Genomic DNA, 12,600 nt, shown 5'->3' with positions numbered 1-12,600 from the left:
AAGTCGACTTATGGTACTGTTCCTGTGACGGGGGTCATAGGTGGCCGACCAAAGTCGATTGATGTCGTGGGCGCCGACTCGCATCAGAATTTAATCGAAAGTAAATTTAGGGAGAGCGAAGAACAATGGGGTTCAAGGACTCTGCGGAGGTCAGGAAGTACATCGGCGGGATATTCGAGACCGCCTTCGATGATGAGGAGATCGGTCCCAAGCTGGTCGCCACCGGCCTCGTCGTGGCGTTCGATTTCACCGATCCCGAGGCCGTCGTCGTGATCGACATGGGAAACAAGTCGGTGCGCGAGGGCGTGGACGGTGGGCCTGCGCCGACAGCGACGATGTCCATGACGGCCGACACCGGAAACGGGTACTGGCAGGGCAAGGTCAACTTGCCGCTGGCCATGGCCAAGAAGAAGATCAAGGTCGACGGCAATGTGGCGAGCCTGCTCAAGCTAGCTCCGCTAGGCAAGAAGCTCTATCCGAGCTATATCGAGCGACTCAAGCACGACGGTCGCGACGATCTGCTCGTCTAAACGCATGTTTCCAGGCACACATGCGGCGTCCGCGCCCGATCGGCCGGCCGTGATCCTGGCCGACTCTGGCCGGTCGCTCACTTACGGAGAGCTCGACGACAATTCGGCTCGGCTGGCGTCGGCGCTACACGCCTTGGGGCTGCGCAAAGGCGACGTCATCGCGATGCTTTCGGACAATGCTGCCGAAGCATTCGAGATTTATTGGGCTGCACTGCGTTCTGGCCTGTACATCACCGCTGTCAACTGGCATCTGGCACCGGAGGAAGCCGCCTACATCCTGCGCGACAGTGGCGCCCGGGTAGTCATCGCCTCCCATGGGGTACGGGAACTGGCCGACCAGTTGCTCGACCTGGTTCCCGAGGTCCAGCAGTGGTACGCGTTCGGCGGGGCTGTCACGGGGTACCGGCCGTACAGCGAGCTATTGGCCACGGCCGGAACACGATTGGCCGACCAACCGCGCGGTGCGGAAATGTTGTACTCGTCGGGTACCACCGGCCGGCCCAAGGGCATCAAGCCGCATCTGCTGCCGATCCAGGTCGACGAACCGGGGGACCCGCTCGTCGGGTTGTTGGCGCACGTCTTCAAGATCTCCAGCGATGACGTATACCTGTCACCGGCACCGATCTACCACACCGCCCCGCTGAAGTGGTGCGCCGGCGTCCAGGCACTGGGCGGCACGGTTGTTCTAATGGAGCGTTTCGACGCAGAGAGGGCGCTCGCTGCCATCCAGCAGTATCGGGTAACCGTCACCCAGATGGTTCCGACGATGTTCGTCCGGATGCTTCAATTGCCCGACGCGGTCCGCAACGGCTATGACGTCTCCTCGCTGCGCATCGCCGTGCATGCCGCCGCTCCCTGCCCACCCGAGGTGAAAGACGCCATGATCGGCTGGTGGGGCCCGATCCTGGTCGAATACTACGGTGCGACAGAGCAACACGGCACCACGGTGATTACCACCGCCGAGTGGAGAAACAAGCGTGGATCGGTTGGAAAGGCTGCGCTCGGCGTGCTGCACATCTGCGACGACGACGGCGTCGAGCAGCCATCTGGCACGGTGGGTACTGTCTACTTCGAACGCGATGTGGTGCCCTTCGAGTATCACAACGATGCCGAAAAGACCGCTTCGTCAAGGCATCCCGCGCACCAGAATTGGTCCACCGTGGGCGATATCGGTTATGTCGACGAGGAAGGTTACCTGTTCCTGACCGATCGCAAGGCATTCGTGATCATCTCCGGCGGGGTAAACATTTATCCGCAGGAAATCGAAAACGTCCTCGCGCTGCACCCGAAGGTCTTCGATGTCGCGGTGATCGGCGTACCCGATCCGGAAATGGGCGAACAGGTCAAGGCCATTGTTCAATTGAAGCCGCAGACAACACCATCCGCCGAACTGGCCGACGAGATCATCGCTTACGTCCGACACCGTATCGCTCACTACAAGGCCCCGCGCACCGTCGACTTTGTCGACGAGCTTCCCCGGACAGCCACCGGGAAGCTGGTGAAGAGGAGCCTCAAGGCCCGCTATCTGGAGGCAAACGCATGACAACTGAGACAACTCCGAAGATCGACCGGCCGCCCTTCGACCCGGTGAACATTTCGTCGCAGGCTTTCTGGGCGCAAAGCTTCGACGAGCGGGAGAAGTCCTTCAAGATCCTTCGCGACGAACGCCCGGTCAGCTGGCACCGCCCGATTGAGGGCTCCATGATGGAGCCCGAGATCGACGGTGTTTGGGTGGTCACGCGCCACGAGGACGTCTGCTACGTGAGCAAGACTCCGGAGATCTTCTGCTCTGGGCAAGGCATCACGTTTGAGGCCGTACCTGAGGAGATGCTCGATGCCACCCAGTCCTTTCTGGGCATGGACGGTGCGAAGCACTCGAGCCTGCGCCGGCTCGTCAGCTCGGTCTTCACGCCGCGACAGGTCGCCAAGATCAAGGACCAGATCGAGCACCAGGCGAGATCCATCGTCGACGACCTGATCAAGACGAAGGACGGCGATTTCGTCCAGCAGGTGGCCAAACGCCTACCGATGTGGACGATTTACGAGATGCTCGGCCTGCCCGAGGACCAGCGCGACGAGGCGGCGCACCTGGCCGAGGGCATGGTGGCGTGGGCCGACCCCGATGTAGCGGCTGGCCGCGAACCTGGGGAGGTACTGACCGATTCCCTTGTCGGACTGCTCAATATCGGGATCGGCTTGGCCGAGGCGCGACGTGAACATCCGCAGAACGACGTGATGACTTCGCTGGTGCAAGCCGAGATCGACGGACGGCAACTCACCGACGACGAGCTGGGCCCGTACTTCGTCCTGCTGTCGGTCGCGGGTAATGACACCACCCGTACCACCACCACCTTCACGACGCTTGCGTTGCAGCAGTTCCCCGAGCAGAAAGCGTTGCTGGAGAAGGATTTCGACGGGCACATCAAGGTCGCGATCGATGAGTTCGTCCGCTGGACAACCCCGGTGATGACGTTCCGGCGTACCGCAACCCAGGACACCGAGCTGCACGGCCAGCACATTCGCGAAGGTGACTGGGTGACAATGGTTTACTCTTCGGCCAACCGCGACGAGCGGGTCTTCAGTAACCCGCATGAGTTCGACATCACCCGATCGCCGAACCTGCACGTCGCATTCGGCGGCGGCGGACCGCACTTCTGCATGGGTGCCTTCATGGGCAAGATGCAGCTGGAATCGATCTTCCGCGAGCTGATCTTCCGGGCGCCGAACCTGCGGCTGGGCGAACCTGAGTATCTGACCGGCAATTTCATCACCGCAGTCAAATCGCTGCCCTACACCCTCGATTAGGAGAACCATGGCCGACTTCAAGGGCAAACGGTACGTCGTCACCGGCGCAGCATCGGGCATCGGCCACGCGGTCGCCGAGCGGTTGCTCGCCGCCGGAGCCGAAGTGCACTGCCTGGACCGCAACATACCGACCGCCAAGGTGACTCACCATGTCGAGGTCGACCTGGCGAACCCGAACAGCATTGACAGCGCCGTAGAGCAACTCGACGGCGAGTTCGACGGGTTGATCAACGTGGCCGGTATTCCCGGCACCGCACCCGCCGATGTGGTGATAGCCGTGAACAGCCTGGCGGTCCGGCATTTGACCGAGTCGTTCTTCGAACGCCTCAAACCGGGTGGATCTGTCACGATCGTGTCGTCGACGGCGGGCTTCGGCTGGCCGCTGCGGCTCGACTCGATTCGCGATCTGCTGTGCACCGATACCTTCGAAGAGGGTGCTGCGTGGTTCAAGGCCAACCCGCAGCAGGGCAACGCCTACAACTTCTCCAAAGAAGTCTCCACCGTCTACGCCATGTCGATGGGTTTGGCATTGGGCGAGATGGGATTTCGCATCAACGCCGTGCTACCCGGACCGGTGGAGACGCCGATCTTGGTCGATTTCGAGGAGTCGATGGGCAAGGACACCCTCGACGGTTTGAAGAACCTGTTGGGGCGCCACGCCGATCCGGAGGACATCGCCGATGTGGTGTTGTTCTTGGCCTCCGACGATGCCCGGTGGGTCAACGGGCAGGCGCTTGCTGTGGACGGCGGCATCAGCGGGGCGGTGGGCAGCGGCGTAGTGCCGGCCCCCGAAATCTGAGGCATTTCAGGAGATTCTGTGACTATTCACGCACTGGAGACAACTGTGAGCGTCAGCGCGCTTGCCGACCTCCGCCGGGTTTTCGCTACGAACCGAACCCGCAGCTTGGAATGGCGACTGGAGCAACTGCGTGGGATCGAGCGGTTCGTCGCGGAGCGGGAGCCGGACATCGCCGCGGCGTTGGCCGAAGACCTGGGTCGACCCCCGGCGGAGGCGTGGCTTGGTGACATCGCGTCAACCAAAGGCGAAGCCGTCTATGCCCGTAAGCATCTGAAGCGATGGATGCGCAGGCGGCGCGTGGCATTACCGCTCGCGCAGTTGCCCGGTCGCGCCTGGGTCCAACACGACCCGCTGGGCGTGGTGTTGGTCATAGGGCCGTGGAATTACCCGCTGTACTTGAGCCTGGCGCCGCTGGTGGCCGCGGTGGCGGCCGGCAACTGCGCGGTGATCAAGCCTTCCGAGCTGGCCCCCGCCACGTCGGCACTGTTGGCGCGGCTGCTTCCACTCTATGTCGACCCGGAGGCAGTTCGGATCATCGAGGGCGATGCCGCCGTCACGCAAGAGCTGCTCGCGGCGGGATTCGATCATATTCTGTTCACGGGCGGTACCGAGATCGGCAAGAAGATCATGGCCGCCGCGGCGCCGACCCTGACTCCGGTGACACTAGAACTGGGTGGCAAGAGTCCGGTGATCGTTGCGGCCGACGCCGATATCGACGTCGCCGCGCGGCGCATCGCGTGGGTGAAGTTGATGAATTCGGGCCAAACCTGCATCGCGCCCGACTACGTGCTGGCTGACCGTCGGATCGTCGACGACTTGGTCGGCAAGATAGTCGCCAATGTTCGCGATTTCCGCTCGGGCGAACCGGATCCGGCGTTACGCGTCGTCAACCAACGCCAGTTCGACCGCCTGGTTTCGCTGATCAGTACCACCGACGGCAAGGTGGTTACCGGGGGGCGGTCGGATGGTGCCACACTGCGGATCGAACCCACCGTGATCCTCAACCCATCGCCTACTGATCCGGTCATGACCGACGAGATTTTTGGCCCGATCCTGCCGGTCTTGGCGGTCGAATCGCTGGATCACGCAGTCGATTTCGTCAATGGTAGACCAAAGCCACTGGCGCTCTATGTTTTTGCTTCTGGCCCGATCGGCCGCGACCTGATCGACCGCATCGCTTCCGGCGGCGCGGTGATCAATCATGTTGCCATGCATTGCTTGGTGCCGTCGCTGCCGTTCGGTGGCGTCGGCGCCAGCGGCATGGGGGCCTACCACGGCAAGTGGGGCTTCGAGGCGCTGAGTCATCGCCGTGCGGTGCTGTCGAAGTCGGCCAAACCCGATCCCCGTCTCGTCTACCCGCCCTACAGTCAGCGGGCCCTGAGCATCATGCGGAGGATGTTCTGATGAAAGTGGCGGTCGACACCACCAAGTGTTCGGGAATCGGGTTGTGTGAGGTCGCGGCGCCCACGGTGTTTGAGATCGGCGACGACGGTCAGTCGCGGGCAATCAATCCCGAGCCATCCGAGGACGAGCGTGCCGCGGTCGAGCAGGCTGTGAGCGAGTGCCCGACCAGCGCGTTGTCGATCCAGGACTAGGGGTATTTATCTGTGCCCTCAGCCAGTTTGTTGGTGGGGAGCAGATCTCGACGGTGGAGCCGTCCCGATGCGGCCTCCTGGTTAGAGTTCGGCCGGGAATGGGTCGTTCTGTCCGCTGGAGTACGGGTCGCCGTCGACCTTCTTGCGGCGCGTCACCAACTCTTTGAGCACACCCAGTCGGCCACCCTTGTCCTCGAGGTGGAGATGCTTGAGCAAAACGCGTGCTGCGTTCTGACCGGGCATCCCGCTGATACCGGCGACGGGATGCGTGCCTGACCCGGTGAGGTAGAGCCCCTCGACCGGAGTCTTGTACCCGGCGAAGCCCGCCACCGGCTTGTTCGGGCCGAATCGAGTGATGGTCGGGTCCACGTGATACACCGAACCGTCGATCGCCCAGAACCGTTCCTCGATATCGGGGAGCATCAGCGGCCGCACGGCGACCTGCATATCCTCGACGCCCTTGTAATACAGCTCGGCGTCCTTGAGGATGCTGTCGGTGATGTGCTTGCGGGCGACATCCCAGCCGACCTCGGGGAAGGACGGCGTCAGGCCGGTCCAGAACCACCACAAGTCTTTGCCCGGGGGTGACATCGACGGGTCGAACGAGTTAGTCACCTGAGCCAGCCCCGGAATCGCGTCGGGCACTTTCCCGAGCACGCAGGAGCGCGCGGCATCCAGAGCCTCCTGGTAGGTGTGATAGCAGTTGCAGGCCTGCCGCAGGTCGATGCCGTCTCCGCGCCATTTCTCGTGCTTGGACATGTCGACGCGACCCGACAGGGCGACGTTGACCTTGGCGTCGGCGATACCGCGCTTGCGAGTCGGGATGTGGTCAGCGGCATTCTGCTTTTTGGGCTCCAGCACGCCGCGCGGCAACAGCCGGGTCAACGTGGTCTTCGGACTGCAGGCGGTCAGGACCGCGCGGCGGGCCCGGATTTCGGTGCCGCCCCTGATCCGCACGCCGGTGCAGCGGTTGTTGGCGACGATCAGCTCCTCGACGGGGGAGTTGGTGATCACGTCGCCGCGGTTGTCTTTGATGACGCCGATCAGCGCCTTCGGCAGGGAGCCGGTGCCACCGTGGAACATCGCGACGCCGTACTTGCTCAGCACCCCCAGGTAGATCAACGACCAGCCGGACATGTCGGCGTCGAACGGCATGAACGGCAGACTTGAGAGCAGGGGTGCGCGGATCATGTCGTGCTCGAAGCTTTCTTCGATGGCTTCGGCCTGCGAGCTCGACATCCAGCGGCCGAGGGCGGCCAGCTGCTTGCGGTTCTTCACCACCGCGCGCGCGGATTTCAGAATGTTCTTGATCTCCGGCTCGGCGACGCTGGTCTGCATCATCGGCAGGCCGATCTCGACCGCTGCGTCGATGACTTCGTAGAGTTCGAGCAGCGCGCGGGCGTCCTTCTTCGAGAAGTACTCGAGCTCGGCGGCGGTCTTGCGCGGATCACGCCACAGGCCCAGCGATGCGCCGTCGGCGGAGAGTTGGAAGTGGGCGGGATCAATGACGGTCTGGCGCAACCCGTATTTGCGCGACAAGCCCAAGTCCTGGTCGATGGTCGTGGTGCGGAACAGCGATGCCTGGATCGACGCCTCGTTGATCGTGTATTCGGGCGCCTCGGGGGCAAAGGGATTCGTTGACGTCATGCCGCCGGCGGTGGGGGCCGCCTCGACGACGAGGACGTCGAGGCCGGCTTTCGCCAGATACGCAGCCGCGACCAGTCCGTTGTGGCCCGATCCGACGACAACAACGTCGGCCTCAGCTGGTGGGGGAGCGTCCTTCATGAACAGCCCTTCGATTGCCGGGAGCGAGCATCGCCGCGTTCTGACGTGAATCTAACTGCGATTAAAATCATATCGGAAGGGGTTCGCCATGTCGATGAAGCCCTGTGCTACTTCGCCATTCTGGACCGGGGCAGTCCCACTGGCGAGCGGCCATCGATCTGACGTCGCGTCCGGTCTGATATCTCGAGACAGAATCTGCGAACGATTGTTCTTGACGACGACTACAGCGGAACTATTCTCATTGCAGCAGCACAGAAAACATCTCGACTGGCTCGCCAGCGTAGGTGCAAGTGGTCGTTAACTTAACGCAAGGGAGCGTCGGCATGGTTGAGATTCGCGACTTCCGTGTCAAGATTTCCGAGGCCGACATCGCCGATCTGCGTGCTCGTCTGGAACGGACGCGGTGGCCGCACACCGAAACCGTGACCGACTGGTCCCAGGGCATCCCCTCAGGCTATGTGCGCGAATTGGTCGGGTATTGGGCGAAGGACTACGACATGGACCGGGTCGCCAGCCGGCTCAATGCCTATCCGCAGTTCCACGCGACCATCGGTGACCTCGGCATCCACTTTCTGCACGTGCGTTCGCCGCTTCGTGACGCGCGGCCGCTGATACTGACGCATGGTTGGCCGGGATCGGTGGTCGAATTTCTCGACGTGATCGGCCCGCTGACCGAGCCCGAACGCTATGGCGGCTCGGCCGAAGACGCCTTTCACGTCGTCATTCCCTCGCTGCCGGGATATGGGTTCAGCGACAAGCCGACGACTCCCGGGGTGGGCATCGAACGAATCGCCGAGGCGTGGAACGCCCTGATGGTCGCGTTGGGCTACCCGCAGTACTTTGCGCAGGGCGGCGATTGGGGTGGGTTCGTGACCGCGATGATGGGCGTCAAGCCCCCCGCCGGCCTGCTCGGGATCCACGTCAACATGGCGCTGGCCTCACCGGAGGCGCTGGGAGGGCTCGGCGAACTGACCCCGGACGAGCAGGCCGTCGGAGGACTGCCGGCATACATGGAGCAGGAGGGCGCCTACGCCGTGCAACAGGCCACCCGACCGCAGACGTTGGGCTATGGGCTCGCCGATTCGCCGGCCGGTCAACTTGCCTGGATCGCCGAGAAGTTCTACGCCTGGACCGACTGCGATGGGCACCCGGAGAACGCTGTTGCGCGCGATGTCATCCTGGACAACGTCATGATGTACTGGTTGACGAACACCGCCGCCTCGTCGGCGCGGTTGTACTGGGAGAGCTTCTCGATGATCAGCTCATTTGAGGAGGTCCCCCTACCGTCGGCCTACACCCGGTTCCCGGAGGAAATCGTCAATGTCAGCGAACGGTGGCTTCGTACCAGGTTTACCGACCTTCGCTACTACCATGCCGTCGCCAAAGGCGGCCACTTCGCGGCTTTGGAACAGCCCGAGGTCTTCGTCGACGAGGTCCGCGCCGGCATCCGCGCGCTTACTTAGTCGGCACGGGATCCAAGCCGCCGGCCGTTCGGGCGGCCCTCGCAGACAGCCCAGCGCGCGAAACTTACGTCAGTACTGCAAATACACCCTGTCGGCTAGAATCTAATCTCATGTCAAAAATCCCGGGTGAGGCACACCCCCTCGTCGTCACGTTGGACGGCGGTACCAGCCTTCCTCGTATGGTCTTGGGCAACAAGGGCTATGGCATTGACTCGATGCGGCGACAGGGGTTGCCGGTCCCGCCCGCGTTCTGCATCACTACTGCGGTGTGCACGAAGTTCTTCGCCGACCCGGGAAGCTGTCTTGACCAGATCTGGAATGACGTGCGCGACAAGATGAGTTGGCTCGAAGCCGAGACATCACGCACGTTCGGGCACGGCCCGCGGCCTTTGTTGGTCAGTGTGCGCAGCGGTGCGGCGCAATCGATGCCCGGCATGATGGACACCGTGCTGGACCTGGGCATCGATGACGCGGTCGAAGATGCACTCGGAGTCGCTGGATCCGCGGAATTCGCACGCGACACCCGCGAACGCTTCAATGACATGTACCGCCGGATCGTGCTGGGCGGTGATTCAAGCGCCGAAGTCCCGGCCGATCCTTGGGTGCAGCTACGGGGGGCGATCGAGGCCGTTTTCGCCTCGTGGGAAAGCCCACGGGCGATCAGTTACCGGACGCATCACGCGCTGGGCGACGATGCCGGCACCGCGGTCATCGTGCAGGCGATGGTCTTCGGCAATTTGGCACGCGATTCGGGCACCGGCGTCCTGTTCTCCCGCAATCCCATCACCGGAGCCAATGAGCCTTTCGGCGAATGGCTGGCCAATGGCCAGGGAGAGGATGTCGTATCGGGCAATGTGGACGTCCAACCCGTCGCCGCATTGCGGAATGAACAACCCGTCGTCTATGAGCAGCTCATGGCCGCGGCGCGGTCGCTGGAGCGCGCCGGCGGCGATGTACAAGACATCGAATTCACCGTCGAAGAAGGCAAACTGTGGTTGCTGCAGACCCGGACCGCCAAACGGTCAGCTCAGGCCGCCGTCCGCCTGGCATTACAGCTGCGCCATGAAGGACTGATCGATGACGCGGAGGCGTTGCGCAGGGTGACTCCGGCACATGTCGAGACCTTGCTCGCACCCGCGCTGCAACCCGAAACACGGCTCGCTGCAACGCTTTTAGCGAGCGGACTACCAGCGTGTCCGGGCGTGGTATCCGGCAAGGCGTATACTGACCTCGACGATGCCCTTGATGCCGCCGACGAGGGCGAAGACGTCATCTTGGTGCGGGTGGCGACGAATCCCGATGACGTACAGGGAATGCTGGCCGCCCGAGGGATCGTCACGGAGATCGGCGGTGCGACATCGCATGCCGCGGTGGTGAGTCGAGAGATAGGTCGACCGGCGGTGGTGGGGTGCGGTGCGGGCGTGGCCGCTGCCCTGGCCGGCAAGATGATCACCGTCGACGGTGGCGAAGGCGAAGTGCGCGAGGGAATCCTCGAATGCACTGCGTGGTCCGAGACGGACTCACCCGATTTGGCCGAGCTCACCGAGATCGCCCGAGGAATCAGCCCGATCCGGGCCTACCCCCGTGGTGACTACGAAGAGCTTGCCGACACATCCGCAGCGGCGGTCGCCGACGCCCTCGCCGCCGGTCATACGGATGTCGTCTCGCCTCATCCTTTGGTCACCATGCTGATCGCACTTCGACTGAACGAGGACAAGAAAGGGCTGGCGAATGTCTGAATTGACTGTGTTGCAAGCAGTCCGGCTCAAGGGACGGGTCGGAGAAGAGGATCTGATCGCCACTCTGGACGAAGACCCTACCGAGGTGGCGGCGACGCTAACGGACTTGACCGCGGCGGGCCTGCTCATTCAAAACAAGACGCTCCGGGTCAGCCCCGAGGGGCGCGAGCGGCTCAATCTCCTGCTGGCAGAGGAGCGCTCGGAAATCGACCACAATGCTTTGGCCAAGTCGTACGACGATTTTCGGGCCGTCAACAGCACGTTCAAAGCGCTCGTATCGGACTGGCAGATCAAGGACGGCCAACCCAACCCGCACGATGATGCCGACTACGACACTGCGGTGCTGAACCGCCTCGACGACGTACACGAGCAGGTGTCACCCATCGTCGCCGCAGTCACCGCCCTGGTGCCAAGGCTCAGTGCGTACGGCAAGAAGCTGGCCGCGGCCCTGGGCAAGGTCAAGGCCGGCGACACAGCATGGCTAGCCCGGCCGATCATCGATTCGTACCACACGGTGTGGTTCGAACTGCACGAGGAACTCATCGCTGCCTCGGGTCTCACCCGTGAAGAAGAAGCCAAGGCCGGGCACGCGAGCTAGCCAATACCCAAACGTCCGACATCTGAGCCAAGAGTTTAATCTAGAATAAAATTTCTGGTGGAGAGGTGATGGATGTGAGCTCTGTGTTGACCGACGAAGAAACCCTGCTGGTCGAGACGGTCCGTGCCTTCATCGATCGCGACGTCAAACCGACGGTCCGCGAAGTCGAGCACGCCAACGAATATCCCGAAAAGTGGATCGAGCAGATGAAGCAGATCGGGATTTACGGTCTGGCTATCCCCGAGGATTATGGCGGCTCGCCGGTGTCGATGGCCTGCTATGTGTTGGTGACCCAGGAATTGGCGCGCGGCTGGATGAGCCTGGCCGGCGCGATGGGCGGGCACACCGTCGTGGCCAAACTGCTGACGCTGTTCGGGACCGACGAACAGAAGCGGACCTACCTTCCGGCGATGGCATCCGGTGAGCTCCGCGCGACGATGGCGCTCACTGAACCTGGTGGCGGTTCAGACCTGCAGAACATGACGACCACCGCAGTTTCCGACGGTGACGACCTGGTGATCACCGGCGCGAAAACCTGGATCTCCAATGCGCGACGCTCAGGCCTGATTGCCCTGCTGTGCAAGACCGACCCAAAAGCTACTCCGAAGCATGCCGGCATCTCCATCGTTCTGGCGGAACACGGCCCGGGCCTGACGGTTTCGCGGGATCTGCCCAAGCTGGGCTATAAGGGTGTGGAGAGCTGCGAGCTGTCCTTCGATGATTACCGAATCGGCAAATCAGCGATCCTCGGCGGTGCGTCAGGCAAGGGATTTGCGCAGATGATGAAGGGTCTAGAGACCGGCCGTATTCAGGTCGCTTCGCGGGCGCTTGGTGTGGCGACCGCCGCCCTGGAGGATGCGCTTGCCTACGCGCAGCAGCGAGAGAGTTTTGGTAAGCCGATCTGGAAGCACCAAGCGGTGGGCAACTATCTGGCGGAGATGGCCACGAAGCTGACTGCGGCTCGCCAGCTGACCCTCTATGCCGCCGAGCGCTATGACAGCGGTGAGCGCTCCGATATGGAGGCGGGGATGGCGAAGCTCTTCGCCTCGGAGGTGGCGATGGAGATCGCGCTGGATGCGGTGCGGATCCATGGTGGCTACGGCTACTCCACGGAGTTCGATGTCGAACGTTACTTCCGTGATGCGCCGTTGATGATCGTCGGTGAAGGCACTAACGAGATCCAGCGCAACGTGATCGCTGGCCAGCTCGTCGCCCGCGGCGGCATCTGAGATTTTGGTATTCACAGTCTCATAACCCCTTGAATGCGTCGGTTTGATCGATATTAT

General features: G+C 62.7%; 11 protein-coding genes. 10 read left to right on the top strand and 1 reads right to left on the bottom strand.

Annotation, left to right across the window (positions count from 1 at the left end; genetic code table 11):
* The first annotated feature begins 125 nt into the window (after positions 1 to 125).
* Genes OK015_RS19850 through OK015_RS19825 form a run of 6 tightly spaced genes read left to right on the top strand, consistent with a single transcriptional unit; the run spans position 126 to position 5,729 of the window.
* Positions 126 to 530: an SCP2 sterol-binding domain-containing protein gene (locus OK015_RS19850; protein WP_268125681.1), complete on the top strand. Its 405-nt coding sequence runs from the start codon at positions 126 to 128 to the stop codon at positions 528 to 530.
* Between the two features lie 4 nt (positions 531 to 534).
* Positions 535 to 2,073 (top strand): acyl-CoA synthetase, encoded by a 1,539-nt coding sequence (locus OK015_RS19845; RefSeq protein ID WP_268125680.1) that lies wholly within the window; start codon positions 535 to 537, stop codon positions 2,071 to 2,073.
* The gene (locus OK015_RS19840; RefSeq protein ID WP_268125679.1) at positions 2,070 to 3,335 is read left to right on the top strand and encodes a cytochrome P450; all 1,266 of its coding nucleotides are present in this window, start codon (positions 2,070 to 2,072) and stop codon (positions 3,333 to 3,335) included. The genes OK015_RS19845 and OK015_RS19840 overlap by 4 nt, the downstream gene beginning before the upstream one ends.
* A 7-nt stretch (positions 3,336 to 3,342) precedes the next feature.
* Positions 3,343 to 4,134: a coniferyl-alcohol dehydrogenase gene (locus tag OK015_RS19835; protein WP_268125678.1), complete on the top strand. Its 792-nt coding sequence runs from the start codon at positions 3,343 to 3,345 to the stop codon at positions 4,132 to 4,134.
* 18 nt (positions 4,135 to 4,152) lie between these two features.
* Positions 4,153 to 5,538 carry an aldehyde dehydrogenase family protein gene (locus OK015_RS19830; RefSeq protein WP_268125677.1) on the top strand — a complete coding sequence of 462 codons (1,386 nt, stop codon included), beginning with the start codon at positions 4,153 to 4,155 and terminating at the stop codon, positions 5,536 to 5,538.
* Positions 5,538 to 5,729: a ferredoxin gene (locus OK015_RS19825; RefSeq protein ID WP_268125676.1), complete on the top strand. Its 192-nt coding sequence runs from the start codon at positions 5,538 to 5,540 to the stop codon at positions 5,727 to 5,729. Before OK015_RS19830 ends, OK015_RS19825 begins: the two co-directional genes overlap by 1 nt.
* Positions 5,730 to 5,810: 81 nt before the next feature.
* Here the strand turns inward: OK015_RS19825 and OK015_RS19820 are convergent, their stop codons facing one another.
* Positions 5,811 to 7,514, bottom strand: coding sequence for a phytoene desaturase family protein (locus OK015_RS19820; protein ID WP_268125675.1), 1,704 nt, complete (start codon positions 7,512 to 7,514; stop codon positions 5,811 to 5,813).
* 323 nt (positions 7,515 to 7,837) lie between these two features.
* On the opposite strand from OK015_RS19820, the gene OK015_RS19815 reads away from it, so the two are divergent.
* The 4 genes from OK015_RS19815 to OK015_RS19800 all read left to right on the top strand — a co-directional run bounded on the left by OK015_RS19815 (position 7,838) and on the right by OK015_RS19800 (position 12,543).
* The gene (locus OK015_RS19815) at positions 7,838 to 8,977 is read left to right on the top strand and encodes an epoxide hydrolase family protein (protein ID WP_268125674.1); all 1,140 of its coding nucleotides are present in this window, start codon (positions 7,838 to 7,840) and stop codon (positions 8,975 to 8,977) included.
* A 110-nt stretch (positions 8,978 to 9,087) separates the two neighbouring features.
* Entirely contained in the window at positions 9,088 to 10,716 is a 1,629-nt protein-coding gene (locus tag OK015_RS19810) for a pyruvate, phosphate dikinase (RefSeq protein WP_268125673.1), read from the top strand.
* Positions 10,709 to 11,314 (top strand): MarR family transcriptional regulator, encoded by a 606-nt coding sequence (locus tag OK015_RS19805; protein ID WP_268125672.1) that lies wholly within the window; start codon positions 10,709 to 10,711, stop codon positions 11,312 to 11,314. Before OK015_RS19810 ends, OK015_RS19805 begins: the two co-directional genes overlap by 8 nt.
* A gap of 74 nt (positions 11,315 to 11,388) precedes the next feature.
* On the top strand, positions 11,389 to 12,543 hold the full coding sequence (locus OK015_RS19800) for an acyl-CoA dehydrogenase family protein (protein WP_268125671.1): 1,155 nt from the start codon (positions 11,389 to 11,391) through the stop codon (positions 12,541 to 12,543).
* The last annotated feature ends 57 nt before the right edge of the window (positions 12,544 to 12,600 follow it).

The sequence above is a fragment of the Mycobacterium sp. Aquia_216 genome (genome assembly GCF_026723865.1).
Classification (GTDB): domain Bacteria; phylum Actinomycetota; class Actinomycetes; order Mycobacteriales; family Mycobacteriaceae; genus Mycobacterium.
The sequence above is the reverse complement of the archived record's forward strand: the minus strand, read 5'-3'. Positions and strand labels throughout refer to the sequence as shown.

What these genes read in the sequence shown, in the direction of transcription:
- OK015_RS19850 (WP_268125681.1), top strand. Translation starts at nt 126, where the DNA reads ATGGGGTTCAAGGACTCTGCGGAGGTCAGGAAGTACATCGGCGGGATA.
- OK015_RS19835 (WP_268125678.1), top strand. Translation starts at nt 3,343, where the DNA reads ATGGCCGACTTCAAGGGCAAACGGTACGTCGTCACCGGCGCAGCATCG.
- OK015_RS19805 (WP_268125672.1), top strand. Translation starts at nt 10,709, where the DNA reads ATGTCTGAATTGACTGTGTTGCAAGCAGTCCGGCTCAAGGGACGGGTC.
- OK015_RS19815 (WP_268125674.1), top strand. Translation starts at nt 7,838, where the DNA reads ATGGTTGAGATTCGCGACTTCCGTGTCAAGATTTCCGAGGCCGACATC.
- OK015_RS19810 (WP_268125673.1), top strand. Translation starts at nt 9,088, where the DNA reads ATGTCAAAAATCCCGGGTGAGGCACACCCCCTCGTCGTCACGTTGGAC.
- OK015_RS19825 (WP_268125676.1), top strand. Translation starts at nt 5,538, where the DNA reads ATGAAAGTGGCGGTCGACACCACCAAGTGTTCGGGAATCGGGTTGTGT.
- OK015_RS19820 (WP_268125675.1), bottom strand. Translation starts at nt 7,514, where the DNA reads ATGAAGGACGCTCCCCCACCAGCTGAGGCCGACGTTGTTGTCGTCGGA.
- OK015_RS19840 (WP_268125679.1), top strand. Translation starts at nt 2,070, where the DNA reads ATGACAACTGAGACAACTCCGAAGATCGACCGGCCGCCCTTCGACCCG.
- OK015_RS19845 (WP_268125680.1), top strand. Translation starts at nt 535, where the DNA reads ATGTTTCCAGGCACACATGCGGCGTCCGCGCCCGATCGGCCGGCCGTG.